Below are 24,585 nucleotides of genomic sequence, written 5' to 3' on the forward strand. Positions count from 1 at the left end.
GGGTTTACGCACGACCGCGGGTTTCACTTGCACCGTAGGACCGGTGCCAAGCCCAGTCAACGACCCCACCCGGCGCGTCGTGAAGCGTAAATGCACCGAAATTCCTACCCTGCGCGACCAAAGTCCTCAGGTGTGATGTTGTCAAGGAATTCCCTGAACTTCTCCACCTCGTCCTCCTGGTCATCCGGAATGATCACCCCCGCTTCCCGGACCACCTCCTCACTTGCGAAGATACGTGCGCCGGTGCGCAACGCCAAGGCGATGGAGTCGGACGGGCGCGCACTCACCTCGACCCCGTTGGAGAAGACGAGATCGGCGAAGAAGATCCCGTCACGCAACGCGACGATGTTGACCGTGCTCAACCGGACGCCGAGCCCGTCGAGGACGTCGCGGAACAGGTCATGGGTGAGCGGCCGCGGCGGCGGCTCCTCGGCCTGGGCCATGGCGATCGCCGTGGCCTCCGTCATGCCGATCCAGATCGGCAGGTAACGCTCCCCATGCGTCTCTTTGAGCAGGACGATCGGCTGGTTGGAGGGCATCTCAACTCGAACGCCCACGACCTCCATCTGCAACACGGGCTGCTCCGTCTTCGCTGGATTCCGACCGTTTTGTTCAACGTAACACTCGTGAGGGCACAAGCGCCTGGTCAGGCTCTCACCGGCCCAGGGCCTCACGAACGCCGGAACGTACCAGGGAGGCGTGCAATTCCAGCAGCAGGCCGGAGATCTCCCGCGCCGTCTCGTCGGCCCGGTCGATCGCGCCGGGCCCCCGGCGCCGGAGCAGCGGGGCCACCGCCTGCTCCACCAGACCGGCCTCGCGCTCGGCGGCGGCCTTGACCGCTCTCAGATGGCGGGCGCGCAGGCCGAAGGGGGCCAGGGCCCCGACGCTGCGGGCCACGGCCAGCGCCTCGGCGTCGTAGTGGCGGGCCACCGCGGCCAGCAGCCCGTAGTCTTCGAGCTCGGCGAGGGTCTCCTCGTCGATCTCCGCCGCGGCCAGCAGTTCTTCCCGGCTCAGACGCACCTCGGGAGGCGGGTCGCTGGGAAGTGCCCGCGGCCGGTCGACCGGCCGCTGCTCGCGGTCGGCCTCCTCGAGGCGGTCCTTGATCACGCGAAGCGGCAGGTACCGGTCGCGCTGTTCCCGCAGGATGTAACGCAACCGCTCGACGTCGGCGTAGGTGAACTTGCGGTAACCGGAGGGACTGCGCTCCGGCACTATCAAGCCCTCGCCCTCCAGGAAGCGAATCTTGGAGATGCTGACGTCGGGGAACTCGCCCTGCAGGAGGGCGAGCACCTCCCCGATGCTCATGTGCGCACGGGCGGCCTGCGAGCTCATCATCCTCCCGCGGCGCCGCGGGTGAGGAAGACCAGGCGGAACTTGCCGATCTGCACCTCGTCGCCGCCGTAGAGCGGGACCTCCTCGATCCGCTCGCGGTTGACGTACGTGCCGTTGAGGCTGCCGACGTCGCGCACGGTGAACACCCCGCCACCGCGCCGGTAGAACTCCACGTGACGACGCGAGACGGTGATGTCGTCGAGGAAGATGTCGCTGTCGGGGTGGCGCCCCACGGTGGTCAGGTCGCTGTCGAGCAGGAACCGGCTGCCCGCGTTCGGACCGCGCATGGCGACCAGCAGCGCGGTGCCGGGGAGCAGCTGCTCGACGGCCTGCCGCTCGGCGAGAAGCGTCTCCCCGGTCTCCGCCTCATATGCCTCGATCCCGGACAGGGAGATGGTCGAGGTGCTGTCTCCGGGTGTGTCGGCGAACCTGGTCAGCGGCGACCCGCATCGCGAGCAGAAACGGGCATCCTCAGGGTTGGCATGACCGCACTGCGTGCAGTAGACGCTCGGCATCGATCGGCTCGGCCTCCTACCGCGAAGACGCGGCAACGGTGCTCGGTGATGCGCGCGCCTCGCTTCTTCGCTTCTCAAGGGATTTTCTCAGACTGCGAATGCCGCAACATACAGCGATGAAACAAAAAAGTCAAGGCTAACGCTCAACCACGGGTACGGTCGCTGACCAAACTACAGGGAGGCGGTGTCCACGGTCCATGGTGCCGCGCGGTGTTTGTCGCATCGGATGACCGGCTCCCGGCGCGGCGGAAGCGGTCAGCCGCCGGCGGCCTCCTCGACGACCCGCGCCCAGTGCTCGATCATGGCCTGTGCCGAGTCGACGTCGGCCCCCTCGGCCCACAGGTGGGTGACGGCCTCGGCCGGGTCGGGGAGCACCAGGGCCCAGCCGCCGTCCTCGGCGACGACCCTGACCCCGTCGGTGGTGTCGATGCGGTAGCTCTCGGCCGCCTCGATGACCGAGCGCATCACCGCACCCTTGGCCGCCCAAGGGGTCGGCACGGTACGGCGCAGGAGCCTGGCCTCGGGGATCCTGGCGTCGATCTGGCTGAGCGACAGGCGGGTCCTGGCCACCAGGCCCAGCAGGCGCAGGAAGACCGCCAGGCCGTCCACCGTGGGCCCGAACTCGGGCACGATGAAACCGCCGCGCCCGTCGGCCGCGAATATCATGTCGTGCCCTCTGACCGCGGCGGTGAGCGCGTCGATCCCGGTCGACGTCCACTCGGCGTGCACGCCGTGGAACCTGCAGACCTGCTCGGCCACCCGGGTGGTCGTGACCGGCAGCGCCACCCGGCCGCCCTGACGTTCCGCCGCGATCAGGTCCAGCACCACCAGCAGTGCGCGTTCCTCACTGATCAGCTGGCCCTTCTCGTCCACCAGCGCGACCCGCTCCCCCACCGGGTCGAAGCGGACCCCGAAGGCGGCCCGCGCGGAGCTGACGAGCTCCGACAGGCGCTGCAGGTCACGGCGGCGCTCGGCGAGGGTCTCGGTGGGCGAGGCGTCGTCCAGGCGGTTGTTGACGGTGAGCACGTCCACGCCCACCCGGCCCAGCAGGCTGGGCAGCACCAGTGAGGAGGTGCCGCCGGCGCAGTCGACCACGACCTTCATGTCGGCGTCGCGTACGCCGCTGATGTCGATCAGGCGCAGCAGCTCGCGCGTGTAGTCCTCCACCGCCCTGGCGGGGAAGCTGAGCTCGGCGATCTCGCCGGGGAAGGCCCGGCGGAACTCCTGCCGGGAGAAGACCCGGTCGAGCTTGCGCTGGGCCGGCGGGGAGAGGTCGGCGCCGTGCTCGTCCATGAAGACGATGTCGACGCTCTGCGGGTCGCCGGGGGTGGTGCGCAGGGCGATGCCGCCGACGGCGTTCTCCCGGGCGGTGTGGAAGCGCGCCACGGGCAGCGGGGACGCCTCCAGGTCGATCACGTTGATGGCGCCGGCGTTGAGGGCACTGATCACGGCCCGTTTCAGCGCCCGTGCCGCCCGGGAGGAGTCGCGGGAGGTGATGACCGAGGCACCCTTCTTCAGGGTGGTGGCGTAGGCGCTGGCCAGCCGGACGCACAGCTCGGGGGTGATCTCCACGTTGACCAGGCCGCTGACCCCGCGGGGACCGAACAGGCTGCGCTGAGCGCGCGGCTCCCAGATGACACTGGTGTTGATCACCGCCCCGGCCTCGATGGTCTTGAACGGATAGATCTTGACTCCGGAGGAGATGTAGGCCTCGGCCTCGATGATGCACTCATCGCCGACGACGGCGCCCTCCTCGACCCTGGCTGCGGTCATCAGGTCGGTGTTCTTGCCGATCACGCAGCCGCGCAGGTGGGCACCGGGGCCGACGTAGACGTTGTCGTGGACGACCGCGCGGTGCAGGAAGGCGCCCGCCCTGACCACCGCGTTGCTGCCCAGCACGGTGTACTCGCGCAGCTCGGCCCCCGCCTCCACCTTGGAGTAGTCGCCGATGTAGAGGGGGCCCTTCAGGACGGCGTCGGGGTCGAGCGAGGCGCCCTCGGCCACCCAGACGCCGGGGGAGACCTCGAAGGCGTCGACGTCGATCTTGACCCGGCCGGACAGCACGTCGGCCTGGGCCTTGAGGTAGCTCTCGTGGGTGCCGACGTCCTCCCAGTAGCCGTCGGCGACGTAGCCGTACAGGGGGGCACCGCGCCGCAGCAGCTCCGGGAAGACGTCGCCCGACCAGTCGGCGGACCCGCCGACGGCGATCTCGTCGAGGACCTCGGGCTCCATCACGTAGATACCGGTGTTGACGGTGTCGGAGAAGACCTGGCCCCAGGTGGGCTTCTCCAGGAAACGCTCCACCCGGCCGTGGTCGTCGGCGATGACGATGCCGAACTCCAGCGGGTTGGGGACGCGCTTGAGCCCGATGGTGACCATCGCGTCGTTCTCGCGGTGGAAGCGGATCATCTCGGTCAGGTCGATGTCGGTCAGCGCATCGCCGGAGATGACCAGGAAACGGTCGTCGCGGAGCTTGTCGGCGGCGTTCTTGACACTGCCCGCGGTGCCGAGCGGCGTGTCCTCGGTGGCGTAGTGCAGGCTCATGCCGAGCTCGTCGCCGTCGCCGAAGTAGTTGCGCACCAGGGCGGCCAGGAACTGCACCGTGACCACGGTCTCGGTGAAGCCGTGCCGTTTCAGCAGGCGCAGCACGTGCTCCATGACCGGACGGTTGAGCACGGGCAGCAGAGGCTTGGGCTGGTTCGCGGTCATCGGCCGGAGCCGTGTCCCCTCCCCGCCCGCCATCACGACGGCCTTCACAGATCACCTCTTCAGGCGTTTGGCCCCGCTTACGAGCTGACGCACCTGTACCCAATACAGGACCCCGGACCACCAGTACAGGCCGGTGCCCCAGATGGCGAGCGACCAGCCGACGATCCGGGCCGGGTCGGCGTACCAGGCGGCGTGGTGGGCGAGGAAGAGCAGAGGGAAGGCGTAGAGCAGGTTGGCGGTGGCCGCCTTGCCCAGGAAGTGCACGGGCAGGGCGGGGCCGTAACCGAGACGGCGCAGGATGACGGGGATGCCCAGCAGCATCACGTCGCGCAGCGGGACGGCCAGCGCCAGCCACCAGGGGATGATCTCGCGCATGGCGAGACCGAACAGGGTGGCCAGGATGTACAGGCGGTCGGCCAGCGGATCCAGCAGGCGGCCGAGCCTGCTCGTCTGGTTCCACGCACGGGCGATCTTCCCGTCGAGCCAGTCGGAGAACCCTGCCAGCATCAGCAACGCGACGGCCCACCCGTCGGCCTTCGGCCCCAGCACCAGCCACAGGAAGACCGGCACGCCCAGGAGCCTGGCCAGGCTCAGCGCGTTGGGAACCGTCCAGATTCGGTGCTCGGCTCCCGATGCTTCCGGATTCACCGGTGTATCTCCCTCCCGTGTCTGATGCCGACCCTACCTGCGCCAAGCGCCGGTGAACCGTACCGCGTCCCCGGAATCCCGGGTGGCACGGCGGGCCCGGCGGGGAGGGACGGAGCTCCGCGGGGAGGGACGGAGCTCCGCGGGGAGGGACGGAGAAGGCAGGCGGCGCCACCGCGTGCCCGCGATGGCGCCGGTGGGACGGGGAGCCGCCTGAACCGGGCACCTCCCCGTTCGCGGGCGTCCCGCCGCCGCTTCCCCGCCCGAAGGCCGTGCGGCGGGCGCCCGCGGGTTCAGGAGCGTCGCACGGCGGCCCCGGGCGACCAGGCCCAGACGAGCACGACCATGCTCAGCCCGAACAGGATCAGGTCGCCGGGCAGACGGATGCCGAGCGTCTCCCAGCCCGGGTGCCGGCCCGTGCCGGCCAGGAACAGGCCGGCGCTGGCCGCCGCCGGCCAGCCGGCGCCCCGTCCGGGCCGCCAGACCAGCACGGCGGCGCCGACCTGCAGCAGCGCGATCAGGTGGACCGCCGTCCCGGCCATGGCGTCGGCCCCGACCGGCGCTCCGGCACCCTGCGCGGCGTGACCGGAGAACGAGGCCGCGGCGACGAGGCCGACCGCCTGCGCCACGGTCAGGATGCGCAGGCAGTACAGCAGGCCGCCGGGGACGGGACGGTCCCGGGCCGGGCCCGCCGGGGAGACGGCCTCCCGCATGAGATGCGTCCTTCCTCCGGTGACAGGTCCGGGACACATCGTGGCCGCGGGGTACGCCCCGGGTCGTCAGCCTGGGGGGTGACCTCCCGATCCGTCGCGTGGCGGACAACGCGGCGGAGCGCGTGAGGGACCGGCCCGGTGGACCGGGTGGCGGGCCGCGTGACGGGGCGGGTGACGGGCCGTGACACGGACCGGGTGGCGAACGGCGCGGCGGCCGATGCGCCGGGAGGCGTCCGGGCGGGCCGCCGCCGGGCCACCCGGCGAGGTCATCCGTCAGGACGGTCGAAGATCATCCTTTTGACTGAACCACGGGCCCGGCGGACCCCTTACTCTTCACAGCATGACCAACGACACCGCGCTCTTCCTGCGGCAGTGGATCCGGTCCCCGGGGACCGTCGGAGCGGTGGCGCCGAGTTCGCGGCGGCTCGCCGAGGAGGTCGCCTCACCGATCCCGCACCGGGGCGACCCGGTGATCGTCGAGCTCGGCCCCGGCACGGGCGCGTTCACCGCGGAGATCCAGCGCAGGCTGGGCGGCCGGGGGCACCACATGGCGGTCGAGATCAACCCCGAACTGGCCGGGTTCCTCGCGGCGCGGAACCCGGGGGTGGACGTGGTGGTCGGCGACGCGGCCAAACTGCCGGAGCTGCTGCGGGAGCGCGGTCTCGAACGGGCCGACGCGGTGGTCAGCGGTCTCCCCTGGGCCGCCTTCTCCGACGAGACGCAGACCCGCCTGCTCGACGCGGTCACCGCGATCATGGGCCCGCACACGGCCTTCACGACCTTCGCCTACAGCTTCGCCAAGCGCCTGCCCCCCGCCCGGCGTTTCCGCAGCCGTCTCCTGTCGACCTTCGAGGAGGTCGTCGTCGGCCGGACGGTGTGGGGCAACCTGCCGCCGGCGTTCGTCTACCACGCGCGCAGGCCCCGCGGGGGAAGCGGCGCGGGCACGGACTGACCCTCCCGGGGGTGGAGACGAACCGAACTTCGTTCTAGCATTGCGCACGCAACCGGAACGGAGCTGATCACGGTGGACTTCACCCTCCCGGAGAGCGCGCTGGCCGTCCAGCGCGGCGTCGCCGGCATCTGCGCGCGCTACGACCTCGACTACTGGCAGCGGTGCGAGAGCGAGAAACGCTGGCCGGAGGAGGTGTGGGCGGAGCTGGCCAAGGGCGGCTGGCTCGGCCTGGCGGTTCCCGAGGAGTACGGCGGGGGCGGCCAGGGCCTGCTGGAGCTCGCGGTGGCCACCGAGACCCTGTCGGCGTCCGGGTCCGCCAGCGGCTCGGCGTTCACCTACGTGCTCACCCCCGGCTTCGGCGCCCTGACCCTGGCCAGGCACGGCAGCCCGTGGCAGCGCGACGAGCTGCTGCCCAGGCTCGCCACCGGTGAGCTGGAGACCTGCTTCGCGCTGACGGAGCCGGACGCCGGTTCCAACGCCCTGGGCATCTCCACCTTCGCCCGCCGCGACGGCGACGAGTTCGTGGTCAACGGCCAGAAGATCTGGATCACCGGCGTGCAGCGCGCCACCTGGATGCTCCTGGTCACCCGTACCGTTCCGGCCGCCGAGGCCGTCCCGCGCACCAACGGCCTGACGGTCCTGCTGGTGAACGTCCCCGAGGCGGTCGCGGCCGGACGGCTCTCCTTCCGCCCGATCCCGAAGATGGGCGCCAACACCACCCCGTCCAACATGGTCTTCCTGGACGACCTCCGGGTTCCGGCGGCCAACGTGGTCGGCGAGGTCGACCGGGGCTCGGCGGTGCTGTGGGACATCCTCAACCCCGAGCGCATTCTGCTGGCCGCCTCCTCCCTCGGCTGCGCCGAGGTCGCACTGCGGGTGGCCGTGCGGTACGCCAAGGAGCGTGAGGTCTTCGGCCGCCCGATCGGGGCCAACCAGGCCATCGCCTTCCCCCTGGCCCAGGTCAAGGCCAGGATCGAGCTGGCCAGGCTGATGCTGTACAAGGCCGCGTGGCTGTTCGACCGGCGGGAACCGTGCGGCACCGAGGCCAACATCGCCAAGCTGGCCGCCTCCCAGGCGGCCTGGGAGGCGGCCGACCACGCCTTCCAGACGCACGGCGGGATGGCTTACTCACTGGAGTACCCGGTGGCCCGGCTGCTGGCCGACGCCCGCATCGGCAGGGTCGCCCCGGTCACCGAGGAGCTCCTGCTGAACCATCTCGCCACCCAGGTGCTCGGGCTGCCCAGGAGCTTCTGAAACCGGGACGGGCCCGGCGTGGTTCCGGGACGGGCCGAAGCGGCCCCGGAGCCGGCACTTCGCGGGGCCGGCACTTCACGAGGCGGTACCAGCCGTTCCAGGCGGTACCGCCCGGCCTTCCAGAAATTTCCGAAGAATACCTTCCATTCCATCTATATCCCGCTTCCAAGCCCAGAAGGCTTCTTGCCGGAAATGCGAGACGCCATCCGGAGGGGGATCATCGCCCCCGGGGACGGCGGAGAACCCGTGGCCGGTGAATCGGGCCGAGAATAAAACATGATTCCTTCCCGCCACACCACCGAAGAAAGGCCGGAGACGTCACCCTTAATAATCGTCCAATTACACAGAGTTTTACTTCGCACCGTGTTGCCGGGAAACGCGGGTGGCGCCTTCACGGTGGTGGAAGACTCCGTAACGAGAGATCAGTCGGGCCGGGGCCTCTGGTCACTCGTCACCCGGAGCCGTCAGGGAGGTGGATCTGCGTGATCGGATTCTGATCCGATCAATTAGGGTGGGTTCGTTCGATGTCATTGAATCCGCATCTCGTCAAGGAAAGCTTCGCCGTCATCGAGCCTGTCGCGGACAAGGCGGCGGCATACTTCTACGGGCGGCTGTTCGCCGAGAACCCGCACCTGCGGGGAATGTTCCCGCCGGCGATGGACGTCCAGCGCGACCGCCTGTTCCGTGCGCTGACCCGGATCGTGTGGAGCGTGGACAGCCCGGGGGGCCTGTCCGCGTTCCTCGGCCAGCTCGGCCGTGACCACCGCAAGTACGGCGTGGTCGCCGAGCACTACACCGCGATCGGCAACGCGCTCCTGGCCACGGTCCGGCGCTTCGCCGCCGAGGTCTGGGACACCGAGACGGAGGCCGCGTGGGTGACCGCGTACACCGCCGCGGCCAACATCATGATCGAGTCGGCCGAGGCCGACTCGGGCGTCTCGCCCGCCTGGTGGCTGGCGGAGGTGGTCGACCACGAACGCCGCACCCCGGACATCGCGGTGATCACCCTCCGGACCGACCGCGACCTGCCGTACCTGCCCGGTCAGTACGTCACCGTGCAGACGGCCCGCTGGCCGCGCGTGTGGCGCACCTTCTCCATCGCGAACGCGCCGCGCGGCGACAGGGTCATCCGCCTGCACGTCCGCGCGGTCCCCGGCGGATGGGTCTCCACCTCCCTGGTGGAGCACACCCGGATCGGGGACACCGTGATGCTCGGCCCCGCGGTCGGCACCATGACCCCGGCCGACTCCGCACGCGACATCCTGTGCGTGGCGGGCGGCACCGGGCTGGCCCCGATCAAGGCCATCGTGGAGCACGTGATCGGCTCGGGCCGGCGTCCCGGCATCCACCTGCTGTACGGCGCGCGCCGGGCCCGTGACCTGTACGACCTGGCCGACCTGATCCGCATGCAGTCGTCCTTCCCGTGGCTGCGGGTGGTGCCCGTCGTCTCCGACCAGCCGGACTACGACGGCGTGCGCGGCCGGGTCACCGAGGTCATGGAGCGGTTCCACTCGTGGGCCGGGCACGACGCCTACATCTGCGGGCCGGCCGCGATGGTCGACGACGCGGTCCGCAGACTCCGGCGGAGCGGGATGCCTGCGGCGCACATCCACCGGGACGTCGCCCACGGCGAGTCCTGAGCGGCGTCGGAACCGGTCGCCCGCGGCCGGTCACGCCCGGGGCCCGACTCGCCCGACCGGCGTCCGGAACCGACCGGGCCCTGACCGGCGTGCCGGGTCACCCGACCGGTGTCCGGAACCGATCGAGCCCTGCGTGGCGTGCCGGGTCACCCGACCGGGGTCCGGGGTCACCCGGCGGGCTCCTCGGCCCGGCGGCCCCCGCGCGGCGACCGCTCGACCTCCCCCCGCGACGTGGCCTAGCCTTCTTCCCGGGATCAGTGCGGCCCGCGGTGCGACCGGGGCCACGACCGCGAGGGGCGACGTGGAGAGGTTACTCGTATCATGCGAGGAGCTGGCCGGGCTGATCGGCGCACCGTCGGTCCGGATCGTCGACACACGGTGGCCCGTCGGCGACGGCCCGGCCGGACGGGATCTGCACCGACGGGCGCGCGTACCCGGCGCCGTCCACCTCGGCTTCGACTCCACCCGGGCACCGGACCCTCAGCCGGCCGGCCGGGCCGCCGATCCGGCGTCGCTCGCCGCCGCTCTCGCCGACCTCGGCGTCGACGAGGGCACCACCGTGGTCGCCTACGACGACAACCACCAGTTCACCGCGGCACGGCTGGTGTGGCTGCTGCGGGCTCACGGCTTCGAGCGGGCGTTCCGTCTCGACGGCGGGTGGCCCGCCTGGCTGCGATCGGGCGGCCCCGTGGAGACGGGGCCGGTCCCCCCGCCGCCCGTGGGGAGCCGCCCACCGCTCCTCGACCGGCCGGGGCCCCTCATCGCCGGCCTGGACGACCTGCTCGCGCACCTGGCGGCCGGTCTGCCCGTCGTCGACTGCCGCCGCGACTCCAGCTGGGCGGAGGAGCCGCGGCTCATCCCGGGGGCGAGGAGGCTGCCGATGCGCGCGCTCCTCGCCCCCTCGGGGCTACGGCTTCCGTCGTCCCAGGTCAGGGCGGCCGCCGCCGCGGCCGGGATCGGCACCGGCACACCGGCCATCGCCTACTGCGGTGCGGCGATCTCCGCCCCGGCCGTGTGGCTCACGCTGCGCTCGGCCGGGGTCACCGGGGTGCGGGTGTACGACGGATCGATCACGGAATGGGTCTCCGGCGGCCGGCCGCTGGTACCCGAGACGGCGGGCCGATCCCGGGATGCCGGCTCCGGCATGTGACGGTGCCCCCTCGGACGGCTCCCGGGCGGTGCCGGGCCGGCCTGCGGACGAGGGCCGCCATGCCCGTCAGCCGTCCCCGGACTGTCCCAGCCCCTCAGGCCGGCGGCGCTCTCAGGGGGCCACCCGGCCGGAGGCCACGAAGGCCGCGTGGGTGAGAGGCATCAGCCGGGCCCAGGCGGCCTCCATCTTCTCGGCCACCATCTCGATCTCACGCTGCGGGAACGACGGCACCCTGGCCTGCTCGCTCTTGGTGCGCAGGGAGAGGAAGTGCATCAGCGACCGGGCGTTGCAGGTGGCGTACATCGAGGAGAACAGGCCGACGGGCAGCACCGCCCTGGCCACCTCGCGGGCGATCCCGGCCTCCAGCATCTCCTGGTAGGCCGCGTACGACTGCCGGTAGGACGCCTCCATCACCTCGGTGACGACCTTGTGCTGCTCCGGGCTGCCCTCGACGAAGACATACTTGCCGGGGCGCCCCTGCTGAACCAGCTTGCGCTCCGTGCCGGGGACGTAGAAGTCCGGACGGAGCTCCCGGTAGCGCCCGCTCTCCTCGTTGTAGGACCAGCCGACCCGGTGACGGTGGAACTCCCGGAAGACGAAGATCGGCGCGGAGACGAAGAAGGTCATCGAGTTGTGCTCGAAAGGACTGCCGTGCCGGTCGCGCATCAGGAAGTTGATCAGCCCCTTGGACCGTTCGGGGTCCGTGCCGACCTCCTCCAGGGACTGCTCCCCCGCGGTCGAGACACGCGCCGCCCACAGCACGTCGGTGTCGGAGGCGCTGTGCTTGACCAGCTCCACCGTCACGTCGTCCAGAAAACGCATCTCGGCCCCGTCGTCCGTCACCCGGTCCCCCCTCGTCGCACCCTCGGTCGCGCCATATCGTAGACCGTCCGGCCGGACGCCGGCGCGGTGCCCGACCGCCCACGCCCACGGCCTGCGGGTCACGGTCCTCGGAGGGCGGGTCCACAGCTCGCGGCCCCGGAACTCGACAGGCCGCGGATGACGGGACGACGGACGACGAGCCTCGGGCGGGAAGCGTCCCCCCGTGTGAGGCGGCTGCCCAGCGGCCCGCGATCGGCCTTCGGTGCTCTGCGTATGCATTCGACTGCAATTCGGGTATGAGACAGATAGCACAGTTAGCCGGATAGGCCGACAAACTATCCCAAAGGGGATGGATGCCGTACATCAGAAGAGGAGGGCTGCCATCATGGCCGCTCCTATCGATTTCGGAAGGGGTCTGGCCGACGCGTGGGCGTCGATCGTCACCTTCGTCCCCAGATTCGTCGCGTTCCTGGTCATCCTGTTCGTGGGCTGGCTGGTCGCCAAAGCTCTGATGAAGGCGGTCAACGCCATCCTGGAGCGAGTCGGCTTCGACCGGCTGGTCGAGCGCGGCGGGGTCGGCCGTGCCCTGGCACGCAGCCGCTACGACGCCTCGGATCTCATCGCCAAACTCATCTACTACGCGGTCCTGCTGATCACACTGCAGATCGCCTTCTCGGTCTTCGGACCCAACCCCGTCAGCGACCTGCTCGGCGGCGTGGTGGCGTGGCTGCCCAGAGCCGCTGTGGCGATCATCATCATCGTCATCGCCGCCGCCATCGCCAGCGCCGTCAGGGACATCGTCGGAGGCGCCCTGGGCGGCCTCTCCTACGGTCGCACCCTGGCCACCCTCGCCGCGGTGTTCATCATCGGCCTGGGCGTCATCGCCGCCCTCAACCAGATCGACGTGGCCACCACGGTCACCACACCGGTGCTGATCGCGTTCCTGGCAACCCTGTCCGGCATCCTCGTCATCGGAATCGGCGGCGGCATGATCCGGCCGATGCAGCAGCGCTGGGAACGCTGGCTGGACCGCGCCGAGGCGGAAACCGGCCTCATCCGCACCCAGGCGGCCGCCTACGACCGCGGACGCACGGACGCGATGGCCGCCGGGGCCCCCGGCGCCACCCGGCCGGAGACCACACCGCCCGCCGAGGGCGTACGCACCGCTCCCGGCGCGCAGCAGCGGCCCGGAGAGGCCCCGCCGCCTCCGCCCATGTGAGAACACCTCCGGATTCGGGCACGAGGTCCGGCGTGGGGAACCGTGACCGCGGGCTCATACCGAGGGGCGCCCGCCGCGGTGGACGCCCCTCACCGCGCGCGGGCGACCATACGTGCCCCGCACCGCGTGCGGCGCGTCCGCACACGGTCAGGCCGGACGCGGTCAGGCCGGACGCGTGTCGTGCGCACGGCTCAGCGGACGGGAACCGGCTCCAGCATCAGGCACACGGCGCTCAGCCGCAGCGACACGAAGTCCAGCGGCTGTCCCGGCTGCGGGGGCCGCCACCCGACCTCGTGGGCGCCGTCCCAGAACCCGATCAGATAGCCCAGTAGCGACACCGGCCCGACCTTCTCACCGAGTGAGGAGATCGCGTGCCTGACCTCGGCCACGTGCTGGTCGAGCGAGGCCACCACCCCGGGGTGGTGGGCACGCAGATCCAGCACCCACTGCGCGAACTCCGAGCGAATCCGCGCAGGCCAGAGATGATCAGACACAGCCGTCCCCCGAGAAGTGTTTCCGGTACGGCAGTCACGATAAGGCGTCCCGGAAGTGCTTCACACCGCGAGGAGGTCTTCACCGGATCCGCCGCACCGCTTCCCCGCCCGGGGACCGGAGCACCGGCTCCCTACGCCGGGACGCGGCAGAGCCGGAGAACGTTGGAGATGATCCTCGCTCCGGCGCCGCCTTCGGCGGTGAGGATCGACTCGGGGTGGAACTGCACGGCGAAACGGCGTCGGTCCACATCCTCGATCGCCATCACCGCGCCGTCCGGGGTGACCGCGGTGGCGGCGAAGCCGACGACACCCGGCTCCTTGGCGTGGAGCGAGTGGTAGCGGGCGGCGGTGAACTCCTCCGGCAGTCCGTCGAGGAGGGCACTGTCGCCCAGCCGCCGGACCCGGCCGCGCTTGCCGTGCTCCGGGTAGGACAACAGCTCCAGCGTGCCGCCCGCCTGCTCGACCATGCCCTGCAGGCCGAGGCAGACGCCGAAGACCGGCAGGTTCCGGGCATAGAGCGCCTCGACCAGAGCCGGCAGCCCGAAATCGGACGGCCAGCCGGGGCCGGGTGACAGCACCACGAGCGACGGCGCGATCTCGTCGATCATCGCGATCGGGAAGCCGTGCCTGAGTGTCACGACCTCGGCGCCCTGCTGGCGGAAGTAGTCGGCGAGGGTGTTGACGAAGGAGTCCTCGTGGTCGACGAGCAGCACCTTCATGCCGTCGCCGGGCCCGCTCTGCGACGTCGCGACACCGACCGGTTCAGCCGTCTGCACGCCGACCGAGGCGAGCGCGCCGAGCAGGGCACTGGCCTTGAGCTCGGTCTCGCGCTCCTCGGCCCCGGGGTCGGAGTCGAACAGCAGCGTCGCCCCGGCCCTGACGGTGGCGACGCCGCCGCGGATCTGGGCCGTGCGCAGGGTCAGGCCGGTGTTCATCGAGCCGTCGAAGCCGATGTAGCCGACCGCGCCGCCGTACCAGCGCCTGGTGGTGGCCTCGTGATCCTCGATGAACTGCATCGCCCAGGTCTTGGGGGCACCGGTGACGGTGACGGCCCACATGTGGGTGAGGAAGGCGTCGAGCGCGTCGAACCCGGGACGGAGCCGGCCCTCGATGTGGTCGACGGTGTGGATGAGCCGCGAGTACATCTCGATCTGGCGTCGCCCGATGACCTGAACCGAGCCGGGTACGCAGATGCGCGACTTGTCGTTGCGGTCGACGTCGGTGCACATGGTCAGCTCCGACTCCTCCTTGACGCTGGACAGGAGGGTCCGGATGGCCTCGGCGTCCTCGACCGGGGTGCTGCCGCGGGCGATGGTGCCGGAGATGGGGCAGGTCTCGACACGGTCGCCGCTGACCCGGACGTACATCTCCGGGGAGGCGCCGACCAGGTGCTCACCCTCGCCGAGGTTGAACAGGAACTCGTACGGCGCCGGGTTGACCTGCCGCAGGCGCCGGTAGAAACCGGCCGGGTCGGTGCAGGGAGCGTGGAAGACCTGGCCCGGGACGACCTCGAAGAGGTCTCCGCGGACGAACTTCTCCTTGGCCGCGGCCACCACCTGGGCGTACGCACCCTTCTCCGGGTCGGCCGGGATCTCGGCCGGCGCCGGAGGCAGGGGCACGCTCTCGCCCTCGCGCGGCAGTCCGTGGGTGGAGACGCCGTCGACGGTGAACTCGTAGCGGAACTCCTTGCTGGTCTCCCGCTTCCGGTCGATGACCATCACCCGGTCGGGCAGGTGCAGCACGAGGTCGCGCTGGTCCGCGGCCCGCGGCAGGGCCTGCCTGATCGGCTCGAACTGGAAGGCCAGGTCGTAGCCGAAGGAGCCGTAGAGCCCCAGGTGCTCGTTCTCGCCCTTGAACGCCGCGATGACCTCACGGATCGCGGTGAAGACCGTGGGACGGCGGCTGCGCATCTCCTCGGGGAGGATGTCCTCGGACTCGGCCACGTGGACCTCGACGTGGTCGGCCGTCGGCTCCCCGGTCGGCTTGCCCGCCGCCAGCAGGCAGGAGGCGATGGCGGGCAGCACCACCCTGCCCCGCGCGTTCAGCGCGCGGGCGGCGATGCGACGCCCCCTGGCCACGATCTCCAGGCAGGGGTCGACGTAGGCGAGATGCCATCTGCTGTAGCGGCCGGGATACTCCATCCCGGAGGAGAGCACTCCCCCACGGCGCTCGCCGAGCGTCGTGACGACGTCCTCAAGCACCGTCTCGGGAACGTCGGAGGTGGTGACCTCCACCCCGATGCCGCCGGCGGTGGTATATCGGCTCGTCTCCACTGCAGTATCGCCCCTTTTTGATTTTCCTGACGCCAGAGGGGGCGGACGCGGAAAAGGCCACCTCCCCGGGCGGCCGTCTTGTCTGCTCGCGAATGCGAAACCTGCGCCGCCTAGAAGCGGCGCCACCACTGAAGGGTAACGGGGTATCGCATGCGGTCAGACTACCGGCGAGAGCCGCGATCATGCAACGGGACCGGTCCCGGGACTGTCATGCCCGCTCCGGTCCACCCCGGCGGGGTCGCGTGCGGACCGTACGCTCTTTTCGCGGACCGTCTCCTTTCCGCCCGTCTCCCCTCTCCCATCCCCCGCCTCCCTTCTCCCCTCTCCCATCCCCCGCCTCCCTTCTCCCTTCCTCCCGCCTTCCTCCCGCCTTCCGGCCCTTCCCGCGCGGCGAGACGGACGCGACTGGGCCGTGTATCGAAAGTGGATCAATAGGGTTGGGCCGTGATGGGTGTCGCGCCAGGGCCGAGGGGGTCGCCATGTTGTTCGGGTCGCGGACCGGATTCGGTTTGGAGTTCCACGTCGAACAGGACCCGGGGCTGCTGTGCGTCGACGTCTTCGTCGGAGGGCTCCATGTGAACACGTGGGACAACGCGTTCTATCCACCACTACTGATCAAGAAGCTCAAGGACGAGCTCAGCCGCTTTCGCACGCCGACTGCGCCGCCGGTGGGGTTCACCTCGCCGACTGAGTCCTTCCGCATTGCCGAGAGCTGGATGTACGACGACACCGGTACCGGGGCCTCACCTGAGGCCGAGACGGCACTCGCACGGTGTGTGTTCCTGGAGTGGGGGGAGTGCACCGACGAGGTGACAGCGTTCGCGTTCCCTGACGGGGATCGGGTGCACCTCGCCTGTCGGGTACGCGATGGAGGCGGTGGCGCCTGGGGCACCGAGGCCCGGCGTGAGCCGATGGTGGTGTCGGTGAGCCGGACGGTGCTCGTCGAGACGCTGGAGGGCGGCCTCGTCATCGCCGAACGCGAGTGGTCTGCCCGGCTCACCGCCATCAAGGCCCGCGGTGACACATGTGACGGTGAGGACGTGTCCAGCGTGCGTTCTCCGTAGTACTTCAGCCATAGATCGTGATCATGCTGGGGCCGCTGTTGTCAAAGAACAAGAAGCCCGGTCGGCCGCCGGTACGGCCTCGGCGGCATCAACCGCCTCAAAAGGCACCATGCCGTGGCCACCAGATACGACAAGCTCTCGGCCCCTACGAGGCGACCGTCCTCGTAGCAGCCATCAACGAGTGGCTATGACCAGCGCGTTCGCTCCGGCCGAGGGCGGGGAAAAGGCTTCGCGATGCGAGTGCACCGGATGACAGGGTGCAACGCATGGCACCCCAGTACCAGATTCGCGCAGACTACGATGCTGACACGATCGTGGTCTACCAGGCATACGCGCCTGCCATAGCCGACGCAGCACTGCGAGCGGGCCGCTTCGTTGCGCCGTTCTCATTCCACAGGATGACATGGATCAAGCCCTCATTCCTGTGGCTCATGCATCGCAGTAACTGGGCCCGCAAACCTGGTCAAGAGCGCGTTCTCGCAGTGCGGATAACCCGGCAGGGCTGGGAGGAAGCTCTGTCCCAGGCCGTGCTCACGACCGCGGATCCGGCAGCTGTGACCCAGGCAGCCGTACATGTCCAGTGGGACCCGGAACGCTCATTGCGCGGAGCGGCACTGAACCACTACAGCATCCAGGTCGGCATCGGCCGCAATCTGATCCGCACATTCACCGACGACTGGATCGTCAGCCTCACCGACCTCACCCCCCAGGTCCGCAAGGCCGCGGTATTGACACAAACCGGGCACGCTACCAAAGCCCAGCGGTTGTTCCCCGCAGAGCGGGTGTATCCACTGCCGCGGACGCTGAAAAGCCTCCTTTCCCCGGGTAGGCGACGACCGACTGGCGAGGGACGGGTTGCCCGCGCCTGAGACACTACGAGTCCTTTCGCAACAGCCCCTAAGGTCGAGGGGTGCGTGCGGCCAGGTTGATGTCGTTGGTGCTGCTGCTCCAGGCGAGGGGCGGGATGACCGCGGCTGAGCTCGCCCGGGAACTGGAGGTCTCCGAGCGGACCGTCCACCGGGACGTGCTGGCCCTGTCGGAGGCGGGCGTGCCGGTCTACGCCGACCGCGGCCGGGGCGGAGGATACCGGCTGCTGGAGGGCTACCGCACCCGCCTCACCGGGCTCGACCGTGCCGAGGCCGAGGCGTTGTTCCTGTCCGGCGTTCCGGAGGCGCTACAGGAGATGGGGCTGGGCGAGGTGGCGGCCACGGCCCGGCTGAAGGCCTCGGCCGCCCTCTCCCCCGGCCTGCGGGACGCCCCGGCGACCGCCGCGCAGCGCTTCCACCTGGACGCTCCCGGTTGGTTCGCGAGCGAGCGACCGCCCCCGCCGGCTCTGGCCCCGCTCGCCAGGGCCGTGTGGGGCGACCACCCCGTCACCGCCCGCTACCACCGGCCCGACCGGTCCAGGCGGCCCGATCGGGACAGTTCGGGCGGCTCGGACGGCGCGGACGGCGCGGACGGTCCAGGCGGCTCGGACGGCGCGGTGGAGTCGGACCGCAGGCGGGAACCCGGCCGGGCGGACGAGCCGGATCGGTCGCGAAGATCCAGCCGGGCGGACGAGCCGGTCGAAGCGGTCAGGCGGGAGCTGGAACCCTACGGGCTCGTGCTCAAAGCGGGCGTCTGGTACCTGGCGACCCGGTCCGCGATCTACCGGGTCGACCGCTTCGGCGAGGTCGAGATCCACACCGGCCGGCGTTTCGACCGGGACGGTTCGTTCGACCTGGCCGCGTTCTGGAGCGAGCGTGCCGCCCAGTTCGCCCGGTCCCTGCTCACCATGCGCGTCACCGTACGGCTCAGCCCGGCCGGTCGCCGTCTGCTCCCCGCCGTCACCGATCCCGCCGCCCTCGACGACGCTCTGGCCTCCGCGAGCGAGCCCGACGAGCGGGGGTGGGCCACGTTCGCCATTCCCGTCGAGTCGCCGGAGGTGGCCTACGGTCAGCTTCTCCGCTTCGGCCCGGAGGCGGAGGTCGTCGCCCCGGACGGCCTCCGCACCCTCATGGCCGAGGCCGCGGCCCGCATGCGGGACCTCTACGGCTCCGGTTGACGGCGTGCCACCTCACCCGCGCCGAGGGGCCCGCGTGGAGGGAGACGCCCTCGTGGGCGGAGCATCGGCCTCTCCGCGGACGGGGACGCCCTCGCGAACGACGCATCGGCACCTTCGCGGACGGGCCGCCGGCCTCTCCGCGGACGAGAGCGTCAGCGGTAACCGGTGGCGTCGGCGTGCAGACCCCTGCTCTGGACCTCGTCGAGGTAACGCCAGGCGTCCGGCCGGCTGCCGTCGACGTCGGTGAAGCCGTACACCTTGGCGAGTTGCCCGCTGGAGAGGGTCTGGCCGGACCAGCGGAGCCGGTCGTCGTCGGCGGCCAGGGCCGCGACCGCGCGGCCGGCGAAGGCGGGCGTCTCGGAGATCACGAAGTGCGGCTCCCCGACGAGGGCGTCGCGCCAGTTCTCCTCGGTGACGCCGTAGTGCTCCAGCATCATCTCCGAGCGGAGCCAGCCCGGGGTCAGCGCGACGGCTCCGCAGCCGTGCGGACGCAGCTCGTGGGCCTGACTGAACGCCAGGCGGCTGACCGAGACCTTGGCCAGGTCGTAGAAGAGCGAGACCCGGTAGTTGGCGGCGTTGTACTCGGCGGTGCCGTCGGTCACCTCCACCACCATGCCCCCGGGGTTCTCGGTCAGCAGCGGCAGCGCGTGGTGGCTGGTGATCAGGTGGGTGTCGACCGCCAGCCGGAGCAGGCGTAGGCCATCGTCCAGCGGGTGCTTCCAGATCGGGGTGTCCCACGCCGCGAGCGGGTCGCCGCCCCAGATGTCGTTGACGAGCAGGTCGAGTCTGCCCCGCTCGCACCGGATCCGCTCCACCAGGGCTCGGACCTGCTCGGGCTCCAGGTGGTCCACCCGGACCGCGATGCCCTCCCCGCCGGCGCGTGTCACGAGCTCGGCCGTCTCCTCGATGGTCTCCGGCCGGTTCATCTCCGAGCGCCGCTCCCGGGTGGTCCGGCCGGTGCAGTAGACGGTGGCGCCCGCGGCGCCCAGCTCGACCGCGATTCCCCGCCCGGTTCCCCTCGTCGCCCCGGCGACCAGGGCGACCTTTCCCTTCAGTGCCGTGTTCCCGGCAGTCGTGTTCATGCGACCAGCGTGACCCGGAAAGAGGACATCTCATGTCATGTTTTCCCGGATGACCGGACGGCCCGTGGAAGGCGCCGCCCGCCGTGGACGGCATCTGGACGACGCCTTTGGACGACGCCTTCCACGGCGGGCGGCGCCTTCCGTAGAGGCCTTCCGTAGAGGCCTTCCGTCGGTGCCTTCCGTGGCCGCCCCCGCAGGGCTATCCGGCCGCGCGGCCCAGCTGGGCGGACAGCACGGCGGGAGCCTCGACCAGCGAGGGGCCGTACCAGGTCAGATGGCGTCCGCTGACCAGCGCGGCCTCGACGCCGGGGAAGGACTCCGGGCCGTCGCCGGCGGTGAAGCGGTACGGCTCGTCAGGTAGTACGACGAGGTCGGGCCCGGCGGCGACCAGACGGTCGAGCGGGACTTTCGGATAGCGCTCCGGATGACCGCCGTAGAGGTTGTCCACCCCCAGCCTGGCCAGCACGTCACCGGTGAAGGTGTCGCGGCCGACGACCATCCACGGCCGCCGCCAGACCGGGACGACCGCCCGGCGGCGACGCCCCGGGGCGACCTGACGCCAGGCGGAGGCGGCGTCGTCCAGCCAGCCCGGCCGGGGCACCCGGCACGCCTCGGTGAGGACGCGGTGCAACGAGGCCAGTGCCTCGTCGACGGTGCGAATCACCGTCACCCACACCGGGACGCCGGCGGCGCGCAGCGCCTCGATGTCGGGCTCCCGGTTCTCCTCGAAGTTGGCGAGCACGACATCGGGACGCAGGGACCCGATCCGCTCCAGGTCCGGGTTCTTGGTGCCGCGGACCCTGGTCACGTCGAGACCCGGGGGGTGGCTGCACCAGTCGGTGGCTCCCACGAGCAGAGCGGGTGCGGTCGCCGCGACGGTCTCGGTGAGGGAGGGCACGAGCGAGACGACCCGGCGCACGGCCGGGGGAACGTCCACGGCCGCCCCGGTGTCGTCCCGTGGGACGGCCTCCACACTGGTGCCGCCCCGCCGCACCTCCGCGTAGGCACCGCCCCGCATCTCCGCACCGGTGTCGTCCCGCATGCCCGTGCTCCGCCCGCGTCTCACACGTTGCGGCGGTACTGTCCGCCGATCTCGAACAGCGCGTCGGTGATCTGGCCGAGCGAGCAGACCCGGGCGGCGTCCATCAGCGCCTCGAAGGCGTTCTCCTGCGACATCGCCGCCTGGCGCAGCCGCGCCAGCGCCGCCGGGGCCCGGTCGGCGTGCGCCCGGTGGAACTCGTGCAGCCTCCGCAGCTGGGACTGCTTCTCCTCCTCGGTGCCGCGGGCCAGCTCCAGCTTCGCGCGCTCCGGTTCGGCGCCGCGCGGGTTGCGGAAGGTGTTGACACCGATGATCGGAAGCGAGCCGTCGTGCTTGCGCGTCTCGTACAGCATCGACTCGTCCTGGATCTTCCCGCGCTGGTAGCCGGTCTCCATCGCCCCCAGCACCCCGCCCCGGTCGGAGATGCGCTCGAACTCGGCCAGCACGGCCTCCTCAACCAGGTCGGTGAGCTCGTCGACGACGAACGCCCCCTGCAGCGGGTTGTCGTTCTTGGCCAGACCCCACTCGCGGTTGATGATGAGCTGGATCGCCATCGCCCGGCGCACCGAGTCGGCCGACGGGGTGGTGACGGCCTCGTCGAAGGCGTTGGTGTGCAGGCTGTTGCAGTTGTCGTAGATCGCGATCAGCGCTTGCAGGGTGGTGCGGATGTCGTTGAAGTCCATCTCCTGGGCGTGCAGCGACCGGCCCGAGGTCTGGATGTGGTACTTCAGCTTCTGTGCCCGCTCGCCGGCCCCGTAGCGCTCGCGCATGGCCACCGCCCAGATCCGGCGCGCGACCCTGCCCAGCACCGCGTACTCGGGGTCCATGCCGTTGGAGAAGAAGAACGACAGGTTGGGGGCGAAATCGTCGATCTTCATGCCACGCGCCAGGTACGCCTCCACGTAGGTGAAGCCGTTGGCCAGGGTGAAGGCCAGCTGGCTGATCGGGTTGGCCCCGGCCTCGGCGATGTGGTAACCGGAGATCGACACCGAGTAGAAGTTGCGCACCCGCTGGGCGATGAACCACTCCTGGATGTCGGCCATCATCCGCAGCGAGAACTCGGTGGAGAAGATGCAGGTGTTCTGCCCCTGGTCCTCCTTGAGGATGTCGGCCTGAACCGTGCCGCGCACGGTCGCCAGGGTCCTGGCACGCAGGTCCGCGGCCTCGGTCTCGGACGGCTCCCGGCCGTGCTCGTCACGGAACCGGCCGAAGGCCTGGTCGATCGCGGCGTTGAGGAAGAACGCCAGGATCGTCGGCGCGGGTCCGTTGATCGTCATGGAGACCGAGGTGTTCGGCGCCGACAGGTCGAACCCGTCGTACAGCGCCTTCATGTCGTCCAGCGTGGCGATCGACACCCCGGAGGTGCCGACCTTGCCGTAGATGTCCGGGCGCGGGTCGGGGTCGTGGCCGTACAGCGTCACCGAGTCGAACGCGGTCGACAGCCGGGTCGCCGGCTGGCCCTCCGACAGCAGCTTGAAGCGCCGGTTGGTGCGGAAGGGGTCGCCCTCCCCGGCGAACATCCGGGTCGGGTCCTCGTCGTCGCGTTTGAACGGGAACACCCCGGCGGTGAACGGGAAACGGCCCGGCAGGTTCTCCGAGCGCAGGAAGCGCAGCAGGTCGCCGTGGTCGGTGTATCGCGGCAGCGCGACGCGAGGGATCCGGTTGCCCGACAGGGTCTCCCGCCACAGCGGGGTGCGGATCTCCCGGTCGCGGATGCGCACCACGAGCTCGTCGGCCCGGTAGGCGTCCGCGGTGACGGACCAGTCGGCCAGCAGCTCCCGGCTCTCCGCGTCGAGTTCCGCCTCCGCCCGCTCGGCCAGCCGGTCGAGGGCGGAGGTGTCGGCCTCCTCCCCGGCCACCAGTTCCCGGGCCTCGGCCAGGCGCTGCCGCCGGCGCGCGGTCTCGGCCTGACGCGCGGTGTGGGCGTGGTAGCCGCGCACGGTCTCGGCGATCTCGGCCAGGTAGCGGTTCCGGGACGGCGGCACGACACCGGCGGAGACCGTGGAGGTCATCCCGGTGACCTCGGGCAGGACGGCCGGTGCGGCCGGCAGCCCGTGCTCGCGGAGCAGGGACCGCAGCCGCTGGTAGAGCGCGGTCACCCCGTCGTCGTTGAAACGCGAGGCGATCGTGCCGTACACCGGCATCTTCTCGGGCGCCACCCCGAACGCCTCCCGGTTGCGCACCAGCTGGCGGCGCACGTCGCGCAGCGCGTCCTCCGCGCCGCGGCGTTCGTACTTGTTGATCGCCACCACATCCGCGAAGTCGAGCATGTCGATCTTCTCAAGCTGCGACGCGGCGCCGAACTCCGGGGTCATCACGTACAGCGACACGTCCGCGAACGGGACGATCGCCGCGTCGCCCTGACCGATGCCCGGCGTCTCGACGATCACCAGGTCGTGACCCGCCGCCTTGCACGCCGCGATCACGTCATCCAGGTGCTCGGGCAGTTCCTGGGCGCCGCGGGTGGCCAGCGAACGGAAGTAGACCTCACCCCCGGCGAGACTGTTCATCCGGATCCGGTCACCGAGCAGCGCTCCGCCGCCCCTGCGCCGGGTCGGGTCGACGGCGATCACCGCCACCCGCAGCTTGTCCTCGGTGTCGATCCGGATGCGTCGCAGCAGCTCGTCGGTGAGCGAGGACTTGCCCGACCCTCCGGTTCCGGTGACGCCCAGCACCGGCACCCGGCGCGCGGCCGCGGCGTCCCGCACCTGCGCCAGCCATCCGTCCGGCGCAGCCCCGGTCTCCAGCAACGTGATCGCCCGGGCCAGGGATCGCTGGTCACCCGCGACCACCCCGGCCACCGCTGGCGGCTCCCCGGCGGTCAGGTCCACGTCGCACGCCTCGACGACCTTGTTGATCATCCCGGCCAGGCCGAGCCGCTGCCCGTCCTCGGGTGAGAAGATCCCCGCGACCCCGTGGGCGTGCAGCCGGTCGATCTCCTCGGCGACGATCACGCCGCCGCCTCCGCCGTAGACCTTCACGTGTCCCGCGCCGCGCTCGCGCAGCAGGTCCACCAGGTACGTGAAGAACTCCACGTGCCCGCCCTGGTAGGAGCTGACCGCCACCCCCTGGACGTCCTCCTGGATCGCCGCGGTGACGATCTCGTCGACCGACCGGTTGTGACCCAGGTGGATCACCTCGGCACCCTGTGACTGCAGGATCCGGCGCATGATGTTGATGGCCGCGTCATGGCCGTCGAACAGGGCCGCCGCCGTGACGACTCGGACCGGATGGACAGGAACGTGCACCAGAGACCTCCTACGGCCACGAGAAGCTGTCCGTCAATTTACTAGGACGTCCTAATAAATTACCAGGGCGGTGCGGTACCCGGTCCGGCGCCGCCCGGCCGCGCGACGAGCGGCCACCGGCCGTCCAATGAGATCGCATTCTCGGGCTGAGACCGCGTTCTCGGGCGAGATCGCGATCTCAGCCCGCGCGAGGGGCTCCTTCCCGGCGGAACCCGCTGGGATCCCCGGCGGCGAGGAACTGGTCCGCCGCGATAAGAGGACTTGGTCCGCCTCGACGAAGGGACACATGCGAGCCCTCATACGCACCGAACACCGCCTCACGGTCGTCCGCCTTTCCAGACAGTCGGCCGGCCCGCAGGTGCCCACCGGGGCCACGCGCTTGGCCGCCGG

20 protein-coding genes are annotated in these 24,585 nt (G+C 70.8%); 8 read left to right on the forward strand and 12 right to left on the reverse strand.

Translation table 11 applies throughout. The features are described from left to right. Positions 1-104: 104 nt before the first annotated feature. The 6 genes from F4562_RS03380 to F4562_RS03405 all read right to left on the reverse strand — a co-directional run bounded on the left by F4562_RS03380 (position 105) and on the right by F4562_RS03405 (position 5,914). Complete coding sequence (locus F4562_RS03380) at positions 105-575, reverse strand: bifunctional nuclease family protein (protein ID WP_184548662.1); 471 nt, start codon at positions 573-575, stop codon at positions 105-107. Positions 576-654: 79 nt separating this feature from the next. Next, a complete protein-coding gene (gene ftsR / locus F4562_RS03385; RefSeq protein WP_184548664.1) occupies positions 655-1,332 on the reverse strand; it encodes a transcriptional regulator FtsR in 678 nt (225 codons plus the stop codon). Next, positions 1,332-1,847 carry a double zinc ribbon and FHA domain-containing protein gene (locus F4562_RS03390; RefSeq protein WP_184548666.1) on the reverse strand — a complete coding sequence of 172 codons (516 nt, stop codon included), beginning with the start codon at positions 1,845-1,847 and terminating at the stop codon, positions 1,332-1,334. Before F4562_RS03390 ends, ftsR begins: the two co-directional genes overlap by 1 nt. A 255-nt stretch (positions 1,848-2,102) precedes the next feature. Continuing rightward, the gene (locus F4562_RS03395; RefSeq protein WP_184548668.1) at positions 2,103-4,604 is read right to left on the reverse strand and encodes a mannose-1-phosphate guanyltransferase; all 2,502 of its coding nucleotides are present in this window, start codon (positions 4,602-4,604) and stop codon (positions 2,103-2,105) included. A gap of 3 nt (positions 4,605-4,607) precedes the next feature. Further along, the gene (gene clsA / locus F4562_RS03400) at positions 4,608-5,204 is read right to left on the reverse strand and encodes a cardiolipin synthase ClsA (protein ID WP_184548669.1); all 597 of its coding nucleotides are present in this window, start codon (positions 5,202-5,204) and stop codon (positions 4,608-4,610) included. 290 nt (positions 5,205-5,494) lie between these two features. Next, positions 5,495-5,914: a hypothetical protein gene (locus F4562_RS03405; protein ID WP_184548671.1), complete on the reverse strand. Its 420-nt coding sequence runs from the start codon at positions 5,912-5,914 to the stop codon at positions 5,495-5,497. Positions 5,915-6,254: 340 nt separating this feature from the next. Here F4562_RS03405 and F4562_RS03410 point away from each other — a divergent pair, with 340 nt between their 5' ends. The 4 genes from F4562_RS03410 (at position 6,255) to F4562_RS03425 (ending at position 10,910) form a co-directional block, all read left to right on the forward strand. Continuing rightward, entirely contained in the window at positions 6,255-6,866 is a 612-nt protein-coding gene (locus F4562_RS03410; protein ID WP_184548673.1) for a class I SAM-dependent methyltransferase, read from the forward strand. 72 nt (positions 6,867-6,938) lie between these two features. Next, the gene (locus F4562_RS03415) at positions 6,939-8,120 is read left to right on the forward strand and encodes an acyl-CoA dehydrogenase family protein (protein ID WP_184548675.1); all 1,182 of its coding nucleotides are present in this window, start codon (positions 6,939-6,941) and stop codon (positions 8,118-8,120) included. Positions 8,121-8,644: 524 nt separating this feature from the next. Next, a complete protein-coding gene (locus F4562_RS03420; protein WP_184548677.1) occupies positions 8,645-9,760 on the forward strand; it encodes a globin domain-containing protein in 1,116 nt (371 codons plus the stop codon). 301 nt (positions 9,761-10,061) lie between these two features. Next, positions 10,062-10,910, forward strand: a complete 849-nt coding sequence (locus F4562_RS03425; RefSeq protein WP_184548679.1) for a sulfurtransferase — start codon at positions 10,062-10,064, stop codon at positions 10,908-10,910. 111 nt (positions 10,911-11,021) lie between these two features. Here the strand turns inward: F4562_RS03425 and thyX are convergent, their stop codons facing one another. Continuing rightward, complete coding sequence (thyX, locus tag F4562_RS03430; protein ID WP_221207943.1) at positions 11,022-11,753, reverse strand: FAD-dependent thymidylate synthase; 732 nt, start codon at positions 11,751-11,753, stop codon at positions 11,022-11,024. Positions 11,754-12,129: 376 nt separating this feature from the next. On the opposite strand from thyX, the gene F4562_RS03435 reads away from it, so the two are divergent. After that, complete coding sequence (locus tag F4562_RS03435; RefSeq protein WP_375782507.1) at positions 12,130-12,951, forward strand: mechanosensitive ion channel family protein; 822 nt, start codon at positions 12,130-12,132, stop codon at positions 12,949-12,951. A 191-nt stretch (positions 12,952-13,142) separates the two neighbouring features. Here the strand turns inward: F4562_RS03435 and F4562_RS03440 are convergent, their stop codons facing one another. Continuing rightward, positions 13,143-13,445: a DUF6401 family natural product biosynthesis protein gene (locus F4562_RS03440; protein WP_184548683.1), complete on the reverse strand. Its 303-nt coding sequence runs from the start codon at positions 13,443-13,445 to the stop codon at positions 13,143-13,145. A gap of 131 nt (positions 13,446-13,576) precedes the next feature. Further along, positions 13,577-15,718 carry an anthranilate synthase component I gene (locus F4562_RS03445; RefSeq protein WP_184548685.1) on the reverse strand — a complete coding sequence of 714 codons (2,142 nt, stop codon included), beginning with the start codon at positions 15,716-15,718 and terminating at the stop codon, positions 13,577-13,579. 479 nt (positions 15,719-16,197) lie between these two features. Here F4562_RS03445 and F4562_RS03450 point away from each other — a divergent pair, with 479 nt between their 5' ends. From F4562_RS03450 to F4562_RS34570, 3 genes are all read left to right on the forward strand, one after another. Next, a complete protein-coding gene (locus F4562_RS03450) occupies positions 16,198-16,782 on the forward strand; it encodes a hypothetical protein (RefSeq protein WP_184548687.1) in 585 nt (194 codons plus the stop codon). A gap of 266 nt (positions 16,783-17,048) precedes the next feature. After that, a complete protein-coding gene (locus tag F4562_RS03455; RefSeq protein WP_184548689.1) occupies positions 17,049-17,651 on the forward strand; it encodes a DUF4291 domain-containing protein in 603 nt (200 codons plus the stop codon). A 41-nt stretch (positions 17,652-17,692) separates the two neighbouring features. Beyond that, positions 17,693-18,826: a helix-turn-helix transcriptional regulator gene (locus F4562_RS34570; protein WP_311734299.1), complete on the forward strand. Its 1,134-nt coding sequence runs from the start codon at positions 17,693-17,695 to the stop codon at positions 18,824-18,826. Positions 18,827-18,978: 152 nt separating this feature from the next. Here F4562_RS34570 and F4562_RS03465 read toward each other — a convergent pair whose 3' ends face one another. From F4562_RS03465 to icmF, 3 genes are all read right to left on the reverse strand, one after another. Then, a complete protein-coding gene (locus F4562_RS03465; protein ID WP_184548691.1) occupies positions 18,979-19,908 on the reverse strand; it encodes an SDR family oxidoreductase in 930 nt (309 codons plus the stop codon). 199 nt (positions 19,909-20,107) lie between these two features. Beyond that, entirely contained in the window at positions 20,108-20,926 is an 819-nt protein-coding gene (locus tag F4562_RS03470; protein ID WP_221207962.1) for a helical backbone metal receptor, read from the reverse strand. A gap of 44 nt (positions 20,927-20,970) precedes the next feature. Beyond that, the gene (gene icmF, locus F4562_RS03475) at positions 20,971-24,195 is read right to left on the reverse strand and encodes a fused isobutyryl-CoA mutase/GTPase IcmF (RefSeq protein WP_184548693.1); all 3,225 of its coding nucleotides are present in this window, start codon (positions 24,193-24,195) and stop codon (positions 20,971-20,973) included. Positions 24,196-24,585 lie beyond the last annotated feature (390 nt).

The organism is Streptosporangium becharense, from assembly GCF_014204985.1.
In the GTDB taxonomy this organism is placed as follows: domain Bacteria; phylum Actinomycetota; class Actinomycetes; order Streptosporangiales; family Streptosporangiaceae; genus Streptosporangium; species Streptosporangium becharense.